Source organism: Shewanella sp. c952 (genome assembly GCF_019654975.1).
Classification (GTDB): domain Bacteria; phylum Pseudomonadota; class Gammaproteobacteria; order Enterobacterales; family Shewanellaceae; genus Shewanella.
The window spans coordinates 1-22,143 of sequence record NZ_BPEW01000013.1 but is presented as its reverse complement, the minus strand read 5'-3'; the positions used below and the strand labels follow the sequence as shown (position 1 = coordinate 22,143).

Below are 22,143 nucleotides of genomic sequence, written 5' to 3'. Positions count from 1 at the left end.
ATTATCCTTAGAATGACTCCCGATTAGCTATTTAGTTGCTGCAATGAGAATTCAAAGGTTAAGGTCAGTCGCTTTGGAAAAGCGTGCTTAATTTGTGGTGTTGGGCTAGGTAGGTTGATGCGCCGTAGAAGTTTTTTTACACTCTTGTTGAGATATTTACTCGATGATTTGTGTAGTAACACTATATCTTTAATCCCTCCGTTAGCTGTTAAGGTAAACACGGCGGTAATATTCCCTTCATGACGTCTCATTTTTGCCTGTTTAGGGTAGCGCTTATGCTGCAAAATTTGAGTTCTAACAAAATTGATATATTCATTAGTTTGATGTTCCGTAAGCATTATTGCAGCACTTTTGGCATTGTCGACATTAGCTGATGCATTGTTGGCGGGTTTAACAGTCGAGGGTGATGAACCGCTAGCTTGTATTGGCGACGACGGTTTATGGTTGCTGGCTTTTGGTATTGCAGCAATCTGGGACTTTACTGGGGCTGTTTTTACCGTCTTTTTGGTTATCGCAGTAGGATTCTTCTTGTGTGTTTCTTCTATGTTGGCTTTAGTTGGCTGTTTTTTTATTACCGGGCGAGCAGCGACTTTCTTGGACGGCGTTATATCAGCCTTTTTGTTACTATTTTTTTCGTTAGCTTGCTGGTTACTTAGAGGGTTTGAGGGTTTGTTTGCTCGGTGGCTAATTGACATTTTTGTCACTAAATAAGCATTAGGTTGGTGACCAACATCGGTAATAGTTGGTTGGCAGGAAAAATAAATGAATGCCAAGCCGTGAATGGTTAATGCTAGCGTGATTGCTGCGGCGGTTGTCAAAGAAAGTTTCATTGCTAGTATTATTCTTCTAAGCGAGTAATCAAGGAAATATCAGCGATAGCTAGCTGTTTAAGCGCGGTAATAATAGGTTGTAGTTTTCCCATCGGCAGTGCTCCGTCAACAGCGACATATAAGGTTTTTTCCACTGGAAATACAGTATCTAATTGGCCAGTGTCTAGTCGCTGTTCATGATAATAACAACTGCCAGAAGAGCTAATGTAAAGCCAGTCTTCATTGGACTCATTCAGCTCTAGCTGTCTATTTTCAGTTGTTAGCATTTGTACTTCTATTTGCTGCTCTGCTGTGATGTGGCCAACCACTAGAAAGAAAATGAGCAATAAGAAAACCACATTAATGAGTGACAACATAGGTTCAATTACTGGCCGAGTGCTAGCTTCACTGTTCAATTTCACTTGGGATTATCCACTCTTCAATATTGGTATAGCCACGGCTCGATAATGTCTCTTTCAACGAAACAAACTGCTGTGCAGTTACGGCGAACTCAATGTTAATGTTTAATTTTTCTATCGTATTTGCAGGCACTAATTGGATAAATTGACTTACGGGGTAGCGTTGCTTTTGATAAATAATCTCCCCACTTGTGGTCAAGATTATTTGAATTTCATTTTCTATCTTGTTAGTGCTCTTTTCGCCTTCTGCCGGGGACAAAATAAGCGCGAGTGACTGATATGTCTCCATTTTGGTAACTAACATAAAGAAGATGAGTAATATAAAAACTACGTCAATTAACGGCGTTAAACTTATTTGCGGCCGAGTTAGGTTTGTTGTCTTTAATTTCATTAGAATGCCAAACGGGTAGATGGGAGAGATAGATAATCGGTTAATAGACGCTCCATAGCCGCAGAGTGCTGGGTAATGAGGTTGTCGAAAAAATGCCAAGCCGCAGTGGTAGGGATGGCAACAATTAACCCAGCTGCTGTGGTAAGCAATGCCTGAGATATACCACCAGATAAGATTGCTGGGTCAACTTTTGTTCCCGCTTGTTGCAGGTTATGAAATGCATCTATCATCCCTAATACAGTGCCAAGTAATCCGATTAGCGGCGCTAATGCCGAGATAACTTCAAGTGCTCGCATGCCTTGTTTGAGTTGCACGACTTCTTGCTCAGCTTTAAGTGTCACTTTGTCTTCTAATATTTGCTTATCAATTACACTCGGCAAAATTTGTACACAGAACCTCATTAGTCTTGTGGCTGGGTGATTGCTGCGAATATGTCTGTCGCTAAAACTGATTTTGTCGACGGTTGGCAGGGTATCTAACCAAAACTGGTATTCGCTATGCAAATTGATACCAAGCTTAGAGAAACTAATAAGTTTATAAAAAATGAGACTTAATGAGATCACCGAAAGTGCTATAAGTAACCATAGGCACCAACCACCTTGCATGAGCCAATCAGGAATGTTCACAGTGTGTCCTTATTTATATTTTGGGTATTAATCGTGTTGTGGAAGTTAGTGGGGTGGTATTTGAAAGTGATAATGACTCTGTACCTCTGCTCGCTTTTATCTATGGTTATCTGACAGTTTAAACACTCAGCTATTCGGTTGATTATCTCTGTACCATAACCAAAGCCCGCTACTGCAGCGCTTTGACCTTTAACTAGGTCATTATCAATCAATAACTGATTATCACTGAGAGTGAACCGCACCAAATGATTAGAATAGGCAAGGGCGTTGCGCAGCAAGTTATTGAGTAATATCCCCAGTAACGCTTCATCAGATTGGACGGTACCATCATGGCAGATGAGAACCTTGGGAAAGGTAGCGTTATTTATTAGCGAAGAGTCTATTTTATCCAGCTCGTTAAAGATGACTTGGCGTAAATTGATCTCACTAAGGCTGTCAATTTGATGTTCTCTTCCGAGTAAAAGGAAGGTTTCAATCAATTGCACCATATTATTAGCGGCTCTATCTATGCGTGATAATGCAGTCATTTTAGCTTCTGCATTTGCATCATCTAGTTTGAGTAGGCTTACACTATTGGTCATTATCGTTAACGGTGTTCGGAGCTCATGGCTAACATGGCGTGAAAACTGCTTTTCGCGGTAAAGAAACTGTTTAGCTCTTTCTATCGAGGCGCTGAAGCTGCGGCTTAGGGTGCCTATCTCGTCTGTACGATGATGACCACTTAACGGCAGAGGTGGTTCATCTTGACTCACTTCTTGCGTTAATAGCTTCAATGGTTCAGCTATTTTTTTGCCTAAGACAATGGATACCAATAATCCTAATAAACATATGAATATCGCGATGGTGCTCAGTCCGGCGATGAGATCTGGGGTGTTTTCATCTAATTTAGATGCATTGGTTTCTTCATAAACCAAATAGAGAGTGATATTTCGCTCTGATAATCTGGATACTAGAATTTGAATATTTGCAGTTTGGTTTTCATGAAGTCCTGGTTTGAGTGCTACAAGATACGCTGGAATGTTTCCCGTTACTGAGCTGTATATATCTAATAAAGGACGTTTGTCTTTAAACCGATTAATGAGCAAGCTGATTTGGTTTACGTCGGTAGAATTGTTTAGGAGTCCTTTCGCTTGAGGATTTGCTACCAATTCAGTTGTATCTAGCTGGTAAAGCATCTCGATGTTGTTGAGCTCTTTAATTACTTCAGCCTGAGCATTTTGTAGATAGATCTGTGCAGCTTGATTTTCTATTTCATGTACCGCATAAAAAAGTAAATAGGCGTAAACAGTGCACAATATACTGGTATAAACCAAGAACGTTGCCGTCAATACATGGTTAAACTTGTTGACTTTAAACAATTTGATAGCCTTTAGCATAAACAGTACGGATAACAGTTTTTTCAAATGCAACTTCCAAGGTTGCTCTTAAACGGTAGATATGAGTACGAAGCGGATCACTATCTGGGGGGGTACCATCCCAAATGGCTTGCTCAAGTATTTGTCTTGAAACTACGTTTGGGTAGTGTTTTAGCAGCACAGTTAAAATATGCATTTGTAAGCTTAACAAGCGCACCTGTTTATCCTTATAGCAAACCAAAGATTGGTTATGATCGATGGTTAAACCGGCTATCTTTTGGATACCTACATCGCGTCTTGGTCCTCGAGAAAGCAATGCTTGAAGACGTAAATGGAGCTCCTCAAGCGCAAAGGGTTTTACAAGGTAATCGTCAGCCCCAGCTTGAAATCCTGCTTTTTTATCTTCTAGTGTGTCTCTTGCGGTTAAAAAGATAACTGGGATAGGGCTAAAGAGTTCACGTCTTAGTTTGTGACAAAGCTCTAATCCTGTCATCTTGGGCATGGCGATATCAAAAATGACAATGTCATAAGGGTTACTTTCTAGTAGCTGAAGTCCTGCGGCTCCGTTAAAGGCAAAGTCAACACCATAGCCTAGTGCGGTTAGGTAATCGGAAACAGAGCCTGCAAGTTCATTATTATCCTCAACCAGTAATACTTGCGTTTTTTCAAACATAATTGCTGTTCCCATAGATATTGATTGTTGCTAAGCATGATTGAAGTACTGCTAACTTTACGATTAATGCTTTGCATTGAATGTGAAGATAGCAGTTGGGGTGTCAATGAAATGTCAACGAGAATGATATTGATTTGTATTAGACTACCCGTCACTTAGAGAAGCTGCGGGCAGTGGTCCATTCTTGGTTAATAATGAATAAAAATACGTTAGAATTGGTAGCTTAGTTGTAGGTTTATAGAACGACCTTCTTCATAGTATTCATTGGCAGGCGTTTCTGTGCCATCACGATCAAAGTCCATTTTGTGGGCATAAGACTCATCGAATAGGTTTGTGATCGATAGTTTAGTCGTTAGACCGTTAATGCTATCTGGGCTATAACTTGCGTAGAGATCCATGGTGAACCAAGCATCAAAACCTGCTGCGGGAATATCCTCGATAATGCCGTTTTCACCAAGTTGCTTGGTTGGCACTTTATCATGGGTTAATGCGTAAACAGCCCTAGCACCAATTAGCACACTGTCGTTGATTTTGGTGTCAAGGTTGAGGTTAAACTTATCAGAAGGTATGTCTGCTAAATACCAGCCCGTTGTCATATCTGTGCCGCGTGTTTGTCCGTAGCTTAAGCTCATATTCCAGTCATTTAGGCTATAGCTTGAAACAAACTCAAAGCCTTCTAATCTTGCTTCACCAATATTAACTTTTACCCCGTCAGGGTAGTTGTCGTTATCGGTATATGCGGTACCGATATAGTCTTTGATATCATTGCGGAATATATTGACGCGAGTCGTGAGACTGTCTTGCTCACTAAAAAGGTCTTGAGTATCCCAAACCACACCTACTTCTTTGTTATCTGCTCGCTCAGATTTTAGATAAGGGTTTGGTTTAAAACCTCTTCCTGAAGTAAACAATTCACCATTTTGAGGTGCGTTAAGTGCTTCTGCATATGAGGCAAACAGGGTGATATCATCGCTTAAATAGTAGTTGAGGTTTATGGATTTAGATAATCGACTTTCGGTGCGCCCATCACGTAATAGCGGCTGCCCATCGGCATCAATGGCATTGGCCGACTCAATATAAAATTGGTCGTAACGTAATCCCGGGATCAGCTCTAGTGACTCTGTTATAGGGAGCTGATAATTGACCCAGCCAGCGAGTTTTCGACTACTTGTGGTGGCTTCATCAGTTGCACTATCATCGGTGATGTCGCCAGTTTCATCGTCTTTTTCATAGATAAGTCCATCATGATCGGTGAAATGGCCTGAGACACCAAAATGTAATAGTGTGTCGACTGCGGCAAAGCTAAATATGCTGTCATTACTGACGACAAAACCAACACTGTTATCTTTGATATCCTGTATTCCTTCGCTTGACCGTCCTTGCTCTGCGCTATAAGAGTTAACCCCATTGAAGTAAACAGAGGTGTTTAAATTCAAGTATGGGTTATTTGAGCCGTTATCTTCCCAAACCAATGAAGCGCCAGTATATTGCTCATTTCGATAGCCGATGTCATTTCGAACTTGATGTCCGTGTGTATCATCAAGATTGAGTGTAAATTGTAATCGTTGATCTGTTGAGAATTGATGTCCTAACTTAAACAAACCACTTTTTTGGCGGCCAGCGGTTTTATAGTAGCTACCTCCGCCTCCAACTTCATAAGGATCTTTATCCATATAGTTGCCAGAGACAAGGTAATCAGTCGCGCCTGTTTTACCGAAAAGCGTCAAGCCTGAATCTTGCTGGGCATTGTTACTGCGGTAACCAAGATCTATTTTGGCACCAAAGCTTTCATCCACACCAAGTAGATCCAGTGCTGAGATGGTATTGATACTGATTTTACCTGCTGCCGCGCCTGAGCTCGGACCTGCAGTGACTCTTATGTTATTAACCAAATTCGGATTAAGGTACCAACTACCTCGCTTTGTCGCGTAGTTACTTTGGTAAATCCCGTCAATAACCACATATGCATGTGATTGTGGTAAACCACGTATGGTAATGTTTTGGTTACTTGATGAGGGGCCACCTTGCACATCGACATTTGGAATAATTTGCAGTGCATTAGGGACATTTGTAGGACTTAAATTTTGTATTGTCTCTCTTGATATGGCGTTCACCGATTGGGTCATTGTTAACGGATCTTGCTGCTCTTCAACTTGACTGGTAACGGTAATATTATCAAGGCGGTATATTGTTTCTGAATTTTCATCGCTGGCTTCTGCTTGGGCGCCATGGCTGCTAATTGCAAAAGCAATACAGCTGGCGATGTAAGTTACTCTTAATGGTTTCACTATTGTTACACTCCCGTTTAATGCAAATGATAATTGTTATCATGTTAATTTGGGCGTGAGTATAGTGTTGTAACTGTGAACCAAAGCTCACCTATATATAAAAAATGATTATTGGATTCTATATTTCTTAAAATAGTCCTTTGTAAGGTGGAAAAACTAAGTATTTATATCTTTAAGGGCGGAAAAATAGGGCGCCACGGGAAGTTGGCGCCTTAGAATAGATGGGAGCGTTTTATTGCTGCATATCAATGATTTTTATATTCAAAGCTATTGCTTTCACATTGAATTCTAATTGTTACTGCACGACATCGAAGCTTCTAAACAGTTCTATCGAGCGCTGGTCTGCGTCTTGGCCGTTTTTAAGGTTAATAGAGTGCTCAACAGCAATGATATAGCGGCCTGTTGTCTTTGGAGTGAATGCAACTTTTCCATTTTCATCAGAGAAAAGCTCTGACTGTTCAAACTCACTATCATAAATGCTATTCATACTCTTTACTGAAACTTCAGCATTGGATATTGGTTTGTTATCCATTGACACAGTAAAGCTAATTTTACCACCAACAGTATACGTATTCGGGTGTAGGAAGCTGGTTAATGAGATCCCCTCTTGCTGCACCTCTTTAGGTTCTGAAAAACCGTTATAACTGATATAAGTCTCGGTTATCATCTGTTTTTCTACTGTTTTTTCAATTTCAATATTGTCAGGTAGTTCGCTGTAACGACTTTTAGGCATCCTAACTTTGTGTTTTTTTCCGTTGGCATCACGATAAAATGTCAGAAACACCTGCGTCATCGGGCTTCTAAAATAATAGGTTCCCTGTTCAGTAAAGTTTTGTTCGAATACTTCCTTATTTTGGCCACTAAATGCAGCGTTGAGTTGAGTTGAAGCACCTGAGGGCGACAGTACATTAAGGTATTTTACTTGATGATTAGCTTCTGCGATAAATGCTTCAGCAGAACGTGCTACATCTAAACTATATACGTTTTGTTCGTCAGAGTTGATTTCAAAACTACCACTGTTTATCCAAACTTCATGGGCATTTGCCGCAACAGTAGTACCTGCAATCATTAGAGCTGTAACGAGTATCTTTTTCATTTTAATTCCATAGAGTGATTAACTGCCTCAATTCTATGATTGCAGTCGTGAACCAAATATCACTGAGTTGTTCTTTAATTCTGTAGGCTATGCCTCAGCACTATTTGTATTCAACACAGAAAAGGCTGATCTCTTTAGTACCTTTTACGCAAATTTTATTTTGTTTTTGAGCGGGCATATTAATGCTAATAAGTTCTCTTTCACCATTTTCTCTAACGACCTCTAGCCAATATTTATGCGCTTCAGTGGTCGCTTTATTGGGGAGAGAAAATTTAAACTCATGTTGGCCAGGCTTCACGGTTGCGGCGGTAATACCATCGAGTTTTTCTCTGTGATAGCGTGCAATGTAGCGCCAAAATGATTTTAAATCTCTTAACCATTTACTGTCAGAGCGAAGTACTTTTAAGGGGGTGTATTGGCTGTTGGGTAAGCTATACCAAAGCGCAAGGTAAGGTTTCTCTGTTAGCGTATTGAATTGTTTGAGGCCAACTTCTATCGAAAGACTAGTTGCCATGCTGTTTGAGTCGTTATTTGACACACTATTGTTGGCAGTTGCTGCCAGCGGCAGCGTGAGTAAGGTGAGAGTACAGATTATTTTTCGAAGCGAGATATGCATAATGTTTAGACCATAGTAAGAAGAGCAATAGAGCTAGCGGTAAGCAGATATAAATAACGTTTCCGGTGCGCTTTGTGTTTTAAACTTAACCAAGTGCCACTGATACATATAAGCATGAGGATACCGGCTATAACGTCTGATATTACAGTCCATAATGCGGGGGTATGTCGGTTTTGGTGTAACTCATTGAGAGTTGCAATCCAGCCAAAATTGGTATCAACAATTTCTATGATATTGTTTTGATTATCGATATAGAGATCGATTCGTTGCCCAGGATTGGCGATGGTGAGCTCGCTACTGGCGATTAACAGAGTCTGTTGAGATTGAGACAGCACAATACCATTGCGCGCTAATGCATCATTATAAAATTGTGCCGTTGGTTCAGAGATGGAGAGTTGCCGCTGATGTACACTCGGTTTTTTCGTTAGCAGGCTAGGGTGGTTTAACGTAATGGCGGTGAAACAAAAAAAGAACAGAAATGAGAAACAGATCAGTGACAAATAGATGTGAATTTTCCGGAGTATCTTGCTATTCATAGTGTTGTTTAATGGCTAGGCGATAAAACTGTTCAGTCGATTTTACTCAGATAAGTTCACCCAATGATCACTTAGATATGCTGGTGTTAATCCTTTGGTTATAGCGCCGAAATGTATGACATTTATCCGCCATAACAAGGCTTAAAGTTACTTGTTATAAAGCTCAGCAGCTTTTAAGCATAAACCCCTAAGCCATCTATGGCTGGGGTCGTTAGTGCGTGATGAATGCCAAAACATCGCAACTTCAATCGATTCAGTTAGAAACGGAGTGTTGAGCTGTTTTAAATTATGGATTTGAATGTATTGTTGAACTGCTGTTTTGGGTAATAGCCCTATATAATCGGTGCGCATGATCACTGGTAACATTTCCATAATGCTACTTGCTTGCCAAGCGACGTTGCGTTGGCCTAATAAACCTTCACTCTGCAAGCCTCGCCCAATTAGGTAGCCATCATCTTTATCAAACTTGGAGTGAGTAACGTGTTTTTCATTTAAGAATTGCTCGACGGAGATACTGCTGCCGGTGAGTCGAGGGTGATCTGCTCGACACAGTAGTTGCAAGGAGTCTTGCATGATCACTTTAGAGCGTAGGTTTGAATGCTGGTTTGCGACAACTTCAATGACCAGATCGCATTGTTGTGCTCTAAGTTCGTTGGTCATATCTCGCCCGAGTAATGGCTCAACTTTTACGCTGGCGAGCGGAGCTTCTATACTCATCAAGGTGCTTAGCTCTGGTAATAGTGTAAAACCAAATACACTTAATGCACTGATCCCAAACCGCCGCTCACATTCCGCAGCGATGAAGTTTTTATGCTCGGGTAGCATGTGGGCAATGCTCTCTACTGAGCTTGCCAGCGTCGGATATACATCTATTGCAAAAGGAGTTGGGGTGATGCCATGGCTGCCACGAATAAATAGGGAATCTTCAAAAATATCTCTTAATCTATTCACACTCTGACTGACCGCAGACTGGGTGATCCCCAGCCGTTTAGCCGCTTTAGTGAAGTTCTTTTCTTCGAAAATAGCAACAAAAGTTGGAATTAGACTGTAATCTGAGTGTTTCATTTACTTATGCCTCTTGTCATTGTTCGCTCTTGATATTAGATATCTTATATCAAGTATCAGCCATCTTATAACCTTTTTAATTATTCTATTGCCAACTTAAAGTCGTTAATTAAACATACTAAGCGTGGTTATGATGAATAAAACTCTCCTTACTCTATCTATAGCTGGGGCTATGTCTTTATCTGGGCTTGCGATAGCACATGATAATGAAGCCAATCGATTTGATAATGTCGAAGTGACCATTCCTACATTATCCCATGACTACTATCTTGGCGAAGGCTCTGGTGCGACTCATTTTTGGCATGGCTCAGATAAAGACATGCTGTGGAACGCTACGGGGGGCAACGACGCTTTTGACGCCAAGTCAAACAAGGTTCATCCGCAATTAACAGCACATTCAAAAAAAATGGAAAAAGGTGTCTTTGCTTATAAAGACAAGTTCTTCCAGGTTTACGGTTATGGTTTAACGTCACCGATGATAGTAGACGGCGATGAGGGGTTACTCATTTTTGATCCGGTAGAATCAGTGGACAAAATGAAATCTGTCATGGAGGATTTCCGCAAAGTTACCGGTAACAACAAACCTGTCGCGGCAGTGATGTATTCACACTGGCATCCAGATCATTATGCTGGTGTACGTGGTATTGAAGGCGCTGAAAACGCAAAGATTATTGCTCATGAAACCTTTATGGCTAATGTTGTAAAAGGTTCAATGGGTGGCACTGGGCCTGCGCTAGGTTTCCGAGTTGATTACTCGCTAGGTACCTTACTCAATGTAGAAGAAGCTGGCCGAATTAATGGTGGCCTCGGACCCGATTTTGAAATACGAGAACACAGTCTAATTGCTCCTAATGTTTTAGTTAAAGGGACGAACGGAATACTGCAAGCTGAGATCGCTGGCGTTAAGATTGAATTCAAGCATGTGCCTTCAGAAGCTTCTGATGAGATCACCGCCTATTTCCCTGAGTTTGACTTGTTATTTGGTTCTGAAGTCATTCAGGGTGAGAGTTTCCCTAACTTGCATACAATTCGTGGAACTAAATACCGTGATCCAAGTATTTGGTTCCCTGGTGTTGATACGCTACGTGAATATAAAGCTGAAGCCATGATGCTCTCACATGGGCGTCCAGTTGTTGGCGGAGCATATGTCGATGATACGCTAACCGCATACCGTGATGCGATTCAGTTTACCTATGATCAGTCAATCAAAGCCATCAACAATGGTTCAACTCAAGAAGACCTTATTCGAGAGATAAAGCTGCCAAAGCATCTTGAAAATCATCCTTGGTTGGGAGATTTTTATGGCTCTATACGTCATGCTGCGAAGCAAATTTTTGTTGGTGAGATGGGCTGGTTTGACGGTGACCCAACAACGCTGAATCCGACATACTCAGTCGCGGCTTCTGAGCGCTATATTGCTATGGTTGGTGGTAAAGAGCAAATGATGAAGTTTGCTATGGATGCCTGCAACAATGACGATTTTCAGTGGTGTGCAGAGCTTGCTACCCACGCAATACGTGTTGATCTCAATGACATGGAGCCAAGATTACTTAAAGCCAAGGCGCTACGTGAGTTAGGTTACCGCGAAACGAACAACAACTGGCGTAACTGGTACCTGACTTCTGCACAAGAACTTGACGGTACTATTGATTATTCAAAGAAGATTAACCTTCAAGCGCCAGATTTGATGGCTGAGTTTGAACCCGCTCAATTGGTTAATGCACTTCGTTTCGGCTTAAATGCCGAACGTAGTCAGGACCAGCATTTTACCGTAGCGTTTGAGTTTGCTGATACTGACGAAACCCATGCAATTGAAGTTAGACGCAGTGTGGCGCAGTTCCATAAAAACTATGACAATGCAGCCAAAGCGACTGTGAAACTGACCAAACCAGTATTTCTTGGTTTGTTGGTTGGAAAAGTTGATTTCACTAATGCCGTAAAAGGAGGTTATATCAAGTTAGAGGGTGATGCTAAAGCGGTAGCTGAGTTCTTTGACTTGTTTGATAAGCCAGCAGAAAATCCAAAAATTACTGTACGTTGATCTATGAGCCAAGCATGCCACTTTTTACAAGTGGCATGCTTATCGTAGCAAGCTGTATAAAGAATTAATCGCTCAATGAGAGTTTTGACTGCCTATTTCAGTGTTGAATAAGCTGATAATGGAACCCCATTTTGTCATTTATTCGCCTTGAATTGGGTTGTAAAAAACACTCTGAGTTGATCAAGGTCTCTTACTGATTGGTATAAGGTTTAATTTATGAAACAGATAATCTGCCTAGTAGGCACACTTTTTATTAGTTGCTTTGCTTGGTCATGTGGCAACCATGTTGATTGGTCAGTACCGCACATTCATCATCACGATGCATTGGTTACCGCTGCTAATGAATCTGAACCAACCGCCCCAAAAACCATTAGCTTGAGTGGCATATATGACGGTGTGTTGTTAACGCCTGACAGTGTTGATGAGGGCGCTGAGCATCAACACACCAAAGAGGATCAATATCGTCATAAGTGAAATAACCTGTTTTAGTTCGCAGGTCATTGACTCAATGACGCTTTAAACACTGAGTAGAAGGTATCCACCAACAAGTGCTATCACGCCGCCTGATGAACGAACTAAACGGTTTCTAGGGTCCTTATCTTGCATCGCAATACCCAGTATCACTCCCACAATATGTATTGCTGATGTACCACAGATAAACCCAAGAACATAGAGAGCGGGCTCTGCAAGTTGTGGCATTTCTACGCCGTGTGCATGGCCATGAAATATGGCGAAAGTAGCGATAAAGGCCATGACTAACCACTGAGGTAACTTCCTATCGATCGCTAAGGCGAGGCCTAAGAGTAAAACAGAAGCAGCAATTCCAAACTCGACAAATGGGATAGGAAGGGCAAGCAGCCCTACTATCCCGCCAAAAAGCATGAATAGAACAAATACAGCAGGTACGGTCCAGATAGCTCTGCCACCAAGTTTAGTACTCAGAATTCCAACACATACCATCGCTAACATGTGATCAAATCCGAGAACTGGATGATTAAACCCAGAGATAAAACCGCCAGTAGAATGAAGCTCATGGGCTTGTGCAGGAAGGCTTAAGAAAACTGTCAGTATAGACAAAGTTATAAAGCGCATAATCATAATAATCCTTTATATGATGGACTTAGAAAGATTGCAGCAATCTACACCACATTCAGGCTATACAAATTGATATACATCAATAGCTTGGTAAACATCGCGCAAGTTTAATTACATACGCAGCAAGTCGATATCGCTTACCTTTGCCTAGGGAAGGGCTGTGGTTGGTACTGCGGTGCTAAATAATAGCTAATAAAAAAGCGCTGAATTCAGCGCTTTTTTATTAATACTGAGAAACCAATTACTTGTGGCGTTTACCTGCACGCTTAAGCGCTTCATTCTCTTTACGCGCTTTCTTTTTGGCATCTTTTTCAGCCATGATTTTAGCGACTTCGACTTTCTCAATTTCTGCCATCGCCGGGGTTTCAAGTGATAGTAACCCCATTTTTCCTGAACGGAACTCATGTAATACTAACTCTGATGCCTTGTGCAGATCGATACGGCCGCCGGGGCGCATTGCACCGCGTTGACGACCAATCGCTTCAAGCAGCTCGATATCGCTATCAGGTAACTCTTTTAATTTATAACGCTCTTTAATCGCTTCCGGGTATGCAGCTAAGAAGTATTCAGCCGCAAACATAGCAACATCTTCATAATCCATCGCAGTATCTTTGATAGCACCGGTAACCGCGAGGCGGTAACTGCTTTTATCGTTGTCGACTTTTGGCCATAAAATACCAGGGGTATCAGATAGCACGATACCGTTACGCAAGTTAATGCGTTGCTGGACCTTTGTAACCGCTGGCTCATTACCGGTTTTTGCGATTGTACGACCTGCTAAGGTATTAATGATGGTTGATTTCCCAACGTTGGGGATCCCCATGATCATGGTGCGGATATCTTTTTCAATTTTGTCGCGGCTAGGAACAAACTTGCGACAAAGATCAGGGATCTTCTTGACCTGTGCGGCTTGCAACGTGGTAATTGCCATGGCCTTTACCCCTTGCTCTTGCTCAAGGTATTCAATCCATTGTTGGGTGACAACAGGATCCGCTAAGTCAGATTTATTCAGTAGTTTAATACATGGTTTATCACCACGTAGTGAGGACACCATGGGATTTTCGCTGCTGTATGGAATACGAGCATCTAGCACCTCAATGACGAGATCGACTTGAGGCATAACCTCTGCGATCTCTTTTTGTGCCTTATGCATGTGCCCGGGATACCACTGAATTGCCATCTGCTTGCTCTTTGTTCGAATAACGATATGGAGGTGATTTTACCTTGTTGCAGTTAATTTTAACAAATAAAAAGCGCCCGAAAGCGCTTTATTAGCCGTTTAAGCGTTAAATAACACCTAATTCACGCAGACGTTCCATCAAATAACTATCGGCAGTGTAGTTTTCCGATAGTTTAACTTCAGGTTTAGGATGTAAAAACAGCGGTAAAGAGACGCGTGCTTTTGTCATATCGCTGCCTTCAGGGTTTATCACTCGATGGCTGGTTGACGGGAAGTATCCGCCAGAGGCTTCTTGTAACATATCACCGATGTTGATGATGATATTACCAAAGTCGCTAGGAACATCTATCCAAGAGTCATCTTTTAACTGTACTTGTAAGCCAGGTTCATTTGCCGCTGGTAAGACCGTAAGCAAGTTAATATCTTCATGCGCTGCAGCGCGAATAGCACCAACTTCTTCGTCGCCAGACATTGGCGGATAATGCAGAACACGTAACAGTGTTTTCTGACTGTCTGCTATCATCTTTGGCAATGCCATCGAAAACTTGTCTTTCACCTCTTGTGGCGAGTGCTGCTCAACCCAATCAAGCAGTTCTGCGGCGAGATTATTAGCACTGTCGTAGTACTTCAATATATTGCTTTTTAGCTGTTCTGGAATACGGCCCCATGGGTAGACATGATAGTACTCTTTAATATCCTTGACCGTGTGACCTTTGGCTGTTTCTGATATTTCAGCAGGGAAGAAACCATCTTGAGTTTCTGGCTTAAATAGAAAAGCTCTTTTCTCTTCAGTATTAAAGAAGGCTTGCCATTCACTATAGATATCTTCAACCAGTTGTTTATCGATAGGGTGGTTGCTTAACACGCCGAATCCCGTGTCTCGTAGCGATTTTACAAATTTTTCAGCACTGTCTGCTGCTCTGTAATCAATTGTCTCTAGTTTCATATTCTCTATTCTTATTTTTAGTTGACCCGAGGCAAGTTTAGCGGCGCAGTTATATCGACGCAATCATCAGTGAGCTAGATCACACTTGCGATTGTTTTACTCGGTGAAAAGTGTTCAGTTAGAGGGGGTTATTGCAATAAATATTAATGCCTTAGCTGTTAACATGGCCCTAATATTATACTGCTAAATAATTTTATATTTTTTAATAGATGAATAGTAATCACATAGTTTTTAGCATTATCGACCGAAATAGTTCATCTTTGTGTTATCTATGTTGCTGAAAAATGTTCGGGTAAATAAACTAATTTAGTGATAGATGAATGTAATTGGTTTGATCTAAGGTCTATATGATCAAGTTATTCGGTTTAAATAGAGTAGTTACCATGCGTAAACTGACAGATTTTGAAAAACAGGTAATAGAACAAAAGGCTACTGAAAGGCCTTATAGCGGTGAGTTTTATCAGCATGATGCACAAGGGGTCTACTGCTGTAAAAAATGTGATGCTCCTTTATACCGCTCTGAGAGTAAGTTTAATGCTCACTGTGGTTGGCCTGCGTTTGATGATGAGATTAGCGGTGCTGTAAAGCGTAATATTGATGCCGATGGCCGTCGTGTAGAAATAGTGTGTGCTGAGTGTGAAGGGCACTTGGGTCACGTGTTTGAAGGTGAGTTTCTTACCCCTAAAAACGTAAGACACTGTGTTAACTCGGTATCGATGGTTTTTAAGTCAGCTTCAGAGGTCGTTGCTGCGGTTAAAAAGACTGAGCTAGCAACATTCGGTGGCGGATGTTTTTGGTGTACTGAAGCCGTTTTTAGCGCTTTAGAAGGTGTAAAAAGTGTCGTTTCTGGTTATGCGGGCGGGAGTGCCGCTGACGCTAATTACCGTGCGGTGTGCAGCGGTATGACAAGTCATGCTGAGGTTGTGCATATTGAATTTGACCCCGATGTCATTAGTTATGAAAGTCTACTGCAGGTATTTTGGCAAAGTCATGATCCTACCACCTTAAACAGACAGGGTAACGACAGCGGACCACAGTATCGCTCGGTGGTTTTTATCCATAGCGATAAACAAGCCGAATGTGTCAATGGGATGATTAATACATTAACTAAAGCTGGTGTCTGGCAAGATCCCATTGTCACTGAAGTCTCAGCTTTTGATGGTTTTTATCCTGCAGAAGATTATCACAATGACTATTTTGAACTTAACGGTGAGCAGCCTTACTGCCAGATAGTGGTAAAACCTAAAGTGGATAAAGTAAAAGCATTGTTTGCTGAGTTGCTTAAAAGTAATTAGTTACTCCAATTAAAAAAAGACGAGCGTTAAGCTCGTCTTTTTTGTATGGCTAATATGGCTGATGTCTATGAATCGAGCTTATCGTCAGCGACTTTGTAGTGCGGATCTTCGATTAAGTTTACTTCAACCAAATCACCTGCTTTATGCAGCAACTCTTTACAGTCATTACTTAGATGACGAAGGTGCAGCTTTTTACCTGCGCTCACATAACGTTCTGCAAGGGTATCAATAGCATCAAGTGCTGAGTGATCACATACACGTGAGTTTTGGAAATCAACAATCACATCTTCAGGATCAGTCTTTGCGTGAAACAGCTCTAAAAACTCAGCCACTGAACCGAAGAATAGTGGACCATTAAGTTTATATACCTTCCAGCCATTTTTATCTTCACTGATCTCTACGTTGATATGTTTTGCATGTTCCCATGCGAACACGAGTGCCGAAACGATGACACCAACAAATACCGCGAACGCAAGATCAGTAAATACGGTTACGATTGTCACTAGGATAATCACAAATGCATCGTGCTTAGGTACTTTGCGCATCACTTTAAAGCTAGCCCATTCAAACGTACCCAATACCACCATAAACATTACGCCAACAAGCGCTGCAAGTGGGATCATTTCTATCAGGGACGAACCAAATAAAATAAATGCCAGCAGTGCAACAGCGGCTGTTATCCCCGATAAACGGCCACGTCCACCAGAGTTAATGTTAATCATAGACTGACCAATCATCGCACAACCACCCATAGCGCCAAAGAAGCCACTCGTGATGTTACCAACGCCTTGACCAATACACTCTTTGTTACCACGGCCGCGAGTACCGGTCATTTCATCGATAACAGTCAACGTAAGCAAGGACTCAATAAGACCTACAGCAGCAAGAATAAGTGAGTAAGGTAAGATGATGTAAAGTGTCGCTAGGCTAAACTCAACAGCTGGAATTGAGAATGTTGGTAAGCTACCAGCAATCGTTGCGTGCTCATCACCACTCATTGATTTTAAGAAATCTAATACGGTACGCGTATCCAAATTCAAGAATGTGACTAATAAGGTTACTGTTAAAATAGCCGCTAAAGATGACGGAATTGCCGTGGTGATTTTTGGCAAGAACTGAATAATCGCCATCGTCAGTGCAACAAGCCCTAACATCAGTAATAACTGATCTTGTGGTAGCCAGTTCATAACTCCGTTTGCATCAGGAGTTTGAAACTGTCCTAACTGGGCTAAGAAGATGACAATAGCTAAACCGTTAACAAAGCCTATCATTACCGGGTAGGGCACGATTCGGATAAATTTACCGAGCTTTAGTACACCAGCTGAGACTTGTATAAGCCCCGCTAACACTACGGCAGCAAAAAGATACTGTACGCCATGCTCAGCAACTAGGGCGACCATCACCACTGCCATCGCGCCAGTAGCGCCAGAAATCATACCTGGACGACCACCAATGAGTGCGGTGATTAACCCCATGATAAAGGCGGCATATAAGCCGACCATAGGCTCAACACCTGCAACGAATGCAAATGCAACAGCTTCGGGAACTAAAGCTAGGGCGACGGTTAAGCCTGAAAGTAAGTCAGCTCTTGAACTGGCGGTTTTGTGACGAATGAGATCGAACATTTAGCCTCTGTTAATTATTTGTTGAATGGGAAGAATACCAATCACGATAAGACGTTGCTCTAATCAGAGTGTTTTTGGCAAACTAATTCAAGGCGAATGGACGACATAATGGTTATTCCCTTATGTGATCCTTCAACGTAGAAGTAGGCAGCAAAAAACACTCCTCAAGGCGAGCTTTACTGATTCTGCCGCTGTGTTAACGAATTTGAACGTAGAATAACTATGTTCCTCACTCGTTGCAGTGGTTCAGAATCGTCAAACTCTCGCTGAGCGAGCAAATCTTTATACAGATTGGTATAAGGCGCGAATACTAACAAAATTAAGCTTATTTTAACATAAAAAAAGCCATGCTCTTCAGCATGGCTTTTTCGATACCGCTTTACTCTAGATTAGGTACGAGACATATCTGAGTTGGCGCTATTTGCAACACGTGGTTTCACGTCGTCATTTTTTTCAGATGCTTCATATTGACGACCTGTTGGGGTTTCAATATTTTCTCTGACTTCAACAACTGGTTTAGTCATTTCTGACATCACCATAGAGCCGAATCGACTCGCTGGCTTAGCTTTAGCTGCTGGTTTTGTTTCCGCAGCGGGCTCAGCAACAACCTTTTCGACAACTTTTGCTTCGGCAGGCTTAATCGCAGCTGGTTTTGCCATCGGTGCTGATACAGTTTTTGAGCTAGCAACTGTTTCTACAGGCTTGGCTTCAACTGGCGCTTTGATTTCAGCCACAGGCTCAGGCTTCACTGCTTCAGCTTTAACTGGCTCAGCGGTTACTGGTGTCTCAACGACAACCTCAACAGCAGGTGCTGGCACAGGTTCAGACACTACAGCAGCCTCAACAGCTTTAACCTCTGGCTTAGGCTCAACGTTAGCTGTTGGCTTGAAAGCTGGCGAAGTGTTCATCGCAGATGAACTCGCAACAGAGCTTGTTTTTGCTGGCTGTACTTTTTCTACTTTAGCTTCAACAACAGCTTCTACGCTATCAGCTTTAACAACTTCTGAAGTTGCAGTTGCTTCAACTTTAGCTTCAACGATTGGAGATACTGGCGCTTCAACTTTAGCTTCAACTTCAACGACTGGTGTCACTGGCGCTTCAACATGAGTTTCTATCGCTTGCATAGATTCAATGTCTTCGTTTGGTGTAAATACAGCTTCAGAGCCATTTTCATCACCTTGTTGAGTATCTTCATCACGACGGCGACGTTGACCAGCAGCACGAAGGTGACGAGGGCTACGACGACTTCTACGTTGACCTTCGCGAGGCTCACGTGATTTATCATCGGCAGACGCTTCAACGTCAGCTGACTCAGTTGCTTCGACTGGCGTCGATACTGACTCTGCTTTTGGCGCTGCTTGTTTTACAGTACTTGCTTCTGTATTAGCCACTTTTTCACTTACGGCAGCCTCTACATTAGCTGAAACCTCAGCCGTCACTTCAGTAGTTTCAACCGCTTCAACTTTAGCTCTAGGCTTACGAGGCTGACGCTTAGGGCGAGCTGGCTTATCGTCAGCTTTTACTTGTACTGGCGCTTCAGTATTCGCGACAACTTCTTTTACTTCTTCTTGCTCATTACTTACACGCACTTTACGACGCATGTTGCGGCGTTGACGACGCTCTCGTGCAGCTTCTTGCTTAGGCTCAGCATTTTCGTTGCTAACAGCTTCTACTGGCTTACGAGGTTTCTCATTGCGTTGTGGGCGCTTATTCTCTTCTTGAGCTTTTGAACGGTTGTCATTAGCGTCATTACGATTGCTCTTATTACGCTTGTCTTTATTTTGCTCGCTGTCATTACGATTTTCGTTGCGGCCTTCATTGCGATTGCGACGAGGGTCATTACGACGATTATTGTTACGACGGTTATTGTTACGAGACTGACCGTTACGGTTTCCTTTGTCTTGCTGTTTAGGCTCAACTTTAGGTTCTTCGTTGCTCGAAAATAGCGAACTGATTGCTGCTGCAATCTTAGCAAATAGACCTGGCTCGGCAGGTTTAGCTGGTGCAGGTTTTGCTTCGACTTCAACGGGTGCGATTTTTTTAGGCGAAGAGAAACCTTTTAGAGCAGGTTGCGGCGGTGCAGCGCGCTCAAGCTTACGAGGTTCGTATAGCTTAGCCTCTTCTTGTTCGAGCAGCTTGTAGCTAGACTCGCTGATCTGATCATCTTTACGATGACGAACAACGCGATAATCTGGTGTTGTCATGTTCGGATCTGGGATCACGTACACTTCAACATTGTGGCGCTCTTCAGTGATGCGAATCGCTTTACGCTTTTCGTTCAATAGGAAGGCTGCTACATCAACAGGTACAATCGCTTCAATTTGCGATGTGTTCTCTTTAATCGCTTCCTCTTCCATCAAGCGTAAGATAGAAAGTGCAAGTGACTCAGTACCACGAATAGTACCTTGGCCGTGACAACGCGGACATAGGTGAGCGGCAGACTCTTCTAAAGAAGGGCGTAGGCGCTGACGTGACATCTCCATCAAACCAAAGCGTGAGATACGGCCTAATTGGACGCGAGCTCTGTCGTGATGTACGGCATCTTGCATACGCTTCTCAACTTCACGTTGATGGCGAACGGGTGTCATGTCGATGAAATCGATAACGACTAAACCCCCTAAATCGCGCAGACGTAATTGACGTGCAATCTCGTCAGCAGCTTCTAAGTTAGTGTTTAGTGCTGTTTCTTCAATATCTCCGCCTTTAGTGGCTCGGGCAGAGTTAATATCGATAGAGGTTAACGCTTCTGTTGGGTCGATAACAATCGAACCGCCAGAAGGTAAACGCACTTCACGTTGGAACGCTGATTCAATCTGCGTTTCAATTTGGAAGTGAGTAAATAGCGGGACTTCAGCATCATAACGCTTAATACGTTCAACAAAGTCTGGACGTACTAATGAAACGTGCTCTTTGGCTTGCTCATATATACGAGGGTGATCAATTAGGATCTCACCAACATCACGACGCAAATAGTCGCGAATAGCACGAACAATCACGTTACTTTCTTGGTGGATTAAGAACGGAGCTGGTGCACTTTCAGCAGCTTCTTTAATTGCTGCCCAGTGATGTTGTAGAACTTTTAAGTCCCACTTTAGCTCTGCAGGGTCTTTACCAACACCTGCGGTACGAACGATAAGACCCATACCTTGTGGAATATCAAGCTCAGATAATGCCGCTTTTAGTTCTGTACGCTCATCACCTTCGATACGACGAGAAATTCCGCCTGCACGTGGGTTATTTGGCATTAAGACTAAGTAAGACCCAGCAAGACTAATAAAGGTCGTTAGTGCAGCACCTTTATTGCCACGCTCTTCTTTATCAATTTGAATGATTACTTCTTGGCCTTCTTTAACCACTTCCTTAATGTTAGGACGGCCTTGGAAAGAGTAACCTTTTGGGAAATATTCGCGAGCGATCTCTTTAAGCGGTAGGAAGCCATGGCGATCAGCGCCATAGTCAACAAAAGCAGCTTCTAAAGACGGCTCAACTCGAGTGATCGTCCCTTTATAGATATTTGCTTTCTTTTGTTCGTGACCTGGGCTTTCAATATCTAGATCGTATAATTGTTGCCCATCAACAAGGGCTACGCGCAACTCTTCAGATTGAGTTGCATTGATTAACATCCGTTTCATGATGACTTAATTCTTCTTTATAAAGGTCATCAAACGATACTTATTTCACTGCATTACGGGCCTAGGATTAAAAAACAGGACCTCACGGTCAGTCTCTAGGCAAGGTGCGCATTTGCTGTTAGACGCATTCTCTGCGTGTCGCATCCTATTTATGGCTTATTTTTTAATGTTTACAAAAACAAGGAATTCGTTGTAAAAACGTCAACCAACCCCATAAATTCTTAAAATACTTTCCAGTAATGCCAATTCGAAATGGTAGCGTCTGACGACGAGTTAAAATTATTCTTCGAAATTGGGGCGTTTAGAGCAGAGAAACCAGTTGTAAGTTGGGTTTACGTTTTGATTTAGTCGTGAAGGTCCACTTATTGACCTTTTGATTGATACAACGACCTGTAAATCAATTATTTACTATCAAACTGTAAACATTTTTAGTCTCATGCTTTAACGTATTGCTT

19 protein-coding genes are annotated in these 22,143 nt (G+C 42.2%); 3 read left to right on the top strand and 16 right to left on the bottom strand.

What is annotated here, in order from left to right; translation table 11 throughout:
• Window positions 1-23: 23 nt before the first annotated feature.
• The 11 genes from K5R16_RS10740 to K5R16_RS10690 all read right to left on the bottom strand — a co-directional run bounded on the left by K5R16_RS10740 (window position 24) and on the right by K5R16_RS10690 (window position 9,874).
• The gene (locus K5R16_RS10740; RefSeq protein WP_220737561.1) at window positions 24-830 is read right to left on the bottom strand and encodes a TonB family protein; all 807 of its coding nucleotides are present in this window, start codon (window positions 828-830) and stop codon (window positions 24-26) included.
• A gap of 8 nt (window positions 831-838) precedes the next feature.
• The gene (locus K5R16_RS10735; RefSeq protein WP_220737560.1) at window positions 839-1,231 is read right to left on the bottom strand and encodes a biopolymer transporter ExbD; all 393 of its coding nucleotides are present in this window, start codon (window positions 1,229-1,231) and stop codon (window positions 839-841) included.
• Window positions 1,215-1,619, bottom strand: a complete 405-nt coding sequence (locus K5R16_RS10730) for a biopolymer transporter ExbD (RefSeq protein ID WP_220737559.1) — start codon at window positions 1,617-1,619, stop codon at window positions 1,215-1,217. Before K5R16_RS10730 ends, K5R16_RS10735 begins: the two co-directional genes overlap by 17 nt.
• Window positions 1,619-2,245, bottom strand: coding sequence for a MotA/TolQ/ExbB proton channel family protein (locus K5R16_RS10725; RefSeq protein WP_259649840.1), 627 nt, complete (start codon window positions 2,243-2,245; stop codon window positions 1,619-1,621). Before K5R16_RS10725 ends, K5R16_RS10730 begins: the two co-directional genes overlap by 1 nt.
• Entirely contained in the window at window positions 2,242-3,603 is a 1,362-nt protein-coding gene (locus K5R16_RS10720; protein ID WP_220737558.1) for a HAMP domain-containing sensor histidine kinase, read from the bottom strand. The genes K5R16_RS10725 and K5R16_RS10720 overlap by 4 nt, the downstream gene beginning before the upstream one ends.
• Window positions 3,596-4,273 (bottom strand): response regulator transcription factor, encoded by a 678-nt coding sequence (locus K5R16_RS10715; RefSeq protein WP_220737557.1) that lies wholly within the window; start codon window positions 4,271-4,273, stop codon window positions 3,596-3,598. The genes K5R16_RS10720 and K5R16_RS10715 overlap by 8 nt, the downstream gene beginning before the upstream one ends.
• 209 nt (window positions 4,274-4,482) lie before the next feature.
• Entirely contained in the window at window positions 4,483-6,561 is a 2,079-nt protein-coding gene (locus K5R16_RS10710) for a TonB-dependent receptor domain-containing protein (protein WP_220737556.1), read from the bottom strand.
• A 295-nt stretch (window positions 6,562-6,856) separates the two neighbouring features.
• Entirely contained in the window at window positions 6,857-7,657 is an 801-nt protein-coding gene (locus K5R16_RS10705) for a DUF4198 domain-containing protein (protein ID WP_220737555.1), read from the bottom strand.
• Between the two features lie 100 nt (window positions 7,658-7,757).
• A complete protein-coding gene (locus tag K5R16_RS10700) occupies window positions 7,758-8,273 on the bottom strand; it encodes a DUF2271 domain-containing protein (RefSeq protein ID WP_220737554.1) in 516 nt (171 codons plus the stop codon).
• 5 nt (window positions 8,274-8,278) lie between these two features.
• Entirely contained in the window at window positions 8,279-8,809 is a 531-nt protein-coding gene (locus K5R16_RS10695; RefSeq protein ID WP_220737553.1) for a PepSY-associated TM helix domain-containing protein, read from the bottom strand.
• Window positions 8,810-8,956: 147 nt separating this feature from the next.
• The gene (locus tag K5R16_RS10690; RefSeq protein WP_220737552.1) at window positions 8,957-9,874 is read right to left on the bottom strand and encodes a LysR family transcriptional regulator; all 918 of its coding nucleotides are present in this window, start codon (window positions 9,872-9,874) and stop codon (window positions 8,957-8,959) included.
• A 130-nt stretch (window positions 9,875-10,004) separates the two neighbouring features.
• Here K5R16_RS10690 and K5R16_RS10685 point away from each other — a divergent pair, with 130 nt between their 5' ends.
• Together K5R16_RS10685 and K5R16_RS10680 are read left to right on the top strand one after the other, a co-directional pair.
• Window positions 10,005-11,915: an alkyl/aryl-sulfatase gene (locus K5R16_RS10685; protein ID WP_259649839.1), complete on the top strand. Its 1,911-nt coding sequence runs from the start codon at window positions 10,005-10,007 to the stop codon at window positions 11,913-11,915.
• 216 nt (window positions 11,916-12,131) lie between these two features.
• The gene (locus tag K5R16_RS10680) at window positions 12,132-12,389 is read left to right on the top strand and encodes a hypothetical protein (RefSeq protein WP_220737551.1); all 258 of its coding nucleotides are present in this window, start codon (window positions 12,132-12,134) and stop codon (window positions 12,387-12,389) included.
• A 42-nt stretch (window positions 12,390-12,431) separates the two neighbouring features.
• Here the strand turns inward: K5R16_RS10680 and K5R16_RS10675 are convergent, their stop codons facing one another.
• The 3 genes from K5R16_RS10675 to K5R16_RS10665 all read right to left on the bottom strand — a co-directional run bounded on the left by K5R16_RS10675 (window position 12,432) and on the right by K5R16_RS10665 (window position 15,136).
• On the bottom strand, window positions 12,432-13,010 hold the full coding sequence (locus K5R16_RS10675) for a HupE/UreJ family protein (RefSeq protein WP_374758396.1): 579 nt from the start codon (window positions 13,008-13,010) through the stop codon (window positions 12,432-12,434).
• 241 nt (window positions 13,011-13,251) lie between these two features.
• Window positions 13,252-14,190 carry a ribosome biogenesis GTPase YlqF gene (gene ylqF, locus K5R16_RS10670; RefSeq protein WP_220737549.1) on the bottom strand — a complete coding sequence of 313 codons (939 nt, stop codon included), beginning with the start codon at window positions 14,188-14,190 and terminating at the stop codon, window positions 13,252-13,254.
• Between the two features lie 106 nt (window positions 14,191-14,296).
• Entirely contained in the window at window positions 14,297-15,136 is an 840-nt protein-coding gene (locus tag K5R16_RS10665) for an isopenicillin N synthase family oxygenase (RefSeq protein WP_220737548.1), read from the bottom strand.
• A gap of 383 nt (window positions 15,137-15,519) precedes the next feature.
• Here K5R16_RS10665 and K5R16_RS10660 point away from each other — a divergent pair, with 383 nt between their 5' ends.
• Window positions 15,520-16,431, top strand: a complete 912-nt coding sequence (locus K5R16_RS10660) for a bifunctional methionine sulfoxide reductase B/A protein (protein WP_220737547.1) — start codon at window positions 15,520-15,522, stop codon at window positions 16,429-16,431.
• Between the two features lie 65 nt (window positions 16,432-16,496).
• On the opposite strand, the gene K5R16_RS10655 is transcribed toward K5R16_RS10660, so the two are convergent.
• Window positions 16,497-18,056 carry a SulP family inorganic anion transporter gene (locus tag K5R16_RS10655; protein ID WP_220737546.1) on the bottom strand — a complete coding sequence of 520 codons (1,560 nt, stop codon included), beginning with the start codon at window positions 18,054-18,056 and terminating at the stop codon, window positions 16,497-16,499.
• Window positions 18,057-18,445: 389 nt separating this feature from the next.
• Window positions 18,446-21,688: a ribonuclease E gene (rne, locus tag K5R16_RS10650; protein WP_220737545.1), complete on the bottom strand. Its 3,243-nt coding sequence runs from the start codon at window positions 21,686-21,688 to the stop codon at window positions 18,446-18,448.
• Between the last annotated feature and the right edge of the window lie 455 nt (window positions 21,689-22,143).

Coding starts and splice junctions, on each gene's coding strand:
- K5R16_RS10740 (WP_220737561.1), bottom strand. CDS start 830: ATGAAACTTTCTTTGACAACCGCCGCAGCAATCACGCTAGCATTAACC.
- K5R16_RS10730 (WP_220737559.1), bottom strand. CDS start 1,619: ATGAAATTAAAGACAACAAACCTAACTCGGCCGCAAATAAGTTTAACG.
- K5R16_RS10715 (WP_220737557.1), bottom strand. CDS start 4,273: ATGTTTGAAAAAACGCAAGTATTACTGGTTGAGGATAATAATGAACTT.
- K5R16_RS10705 (WP_220737555.1), bottom strand. CDS start 7,657: ATGAAAAAGATACTCGTTACAGCTCTAATGATTGCAGGTACTACTGTT.
- K5R16_RS10700 (WP_220737554.1), bottom strand. CDS start 8,273: ATGCATATCTCGCTTCGAAAAATAATCTGTACTCTCACCTTACTCACG.
- K5R16_RS10695 (WP_220737553.1), bottom strand. CDS start 8,809: ATGAATAGCAAGATACTCCGGAAAATTCACATCTATTTGTCACTGATC.
- K5R16_RS10690 (WP_220737552.1), bottom strand. CDS start 9,874: ATGAAACACTCAGATTACAGTCTAATTCCAACTTTTGTTGCTATTTTC.
- K5R16_RS10685 (WP_259649839.1), top strand. CDS start 10,005: ATGATGAATAAAACTCTCCTTACTCTATCTATAGCTGGGGCTATGTCT.
- K5R16_RS10680 (WP_220737551.1), top strand. CDS start 12,132: ATGAAACAGATAATCTGCCTAGTAGGCACACTTTTTATTAGTTGCTTT.
- ylqF (WP_220737549.1), bottom strand. CDS start 14,190: ATGGCAATTCAGTGGTATCCCGGGCACATGCATAAGGCACAAAAAGAG.
- K5R16_RS10665 (WP_220737548.1), bottom strand. CDS start 15,136: ATGAAACTAGAGACAATTGATTACAGAGCAGCAGACAGTGCTGAAAAA.
- K5R16_RS10660 (WP_220737547.1), top strand. CDS start 15,520: ATGCGTAAACTGACAGATTTTGAAAAACAGGTAATAGAACAAAAGGCT.
- K5R16_RS10655 (WP_220737546.1), bottom strand. CDS start 18,056: ATGTTCGATCTCATTCGTCACAAAACCGCCAGTTCAAGAGCTGACTTA.
- rne (WP_220737545.1), bottom strand. CDS start 21,688: ATGAAACGGATGTTAATCAATGCAACTCAATCTGAAGAGTTGCGCGTA.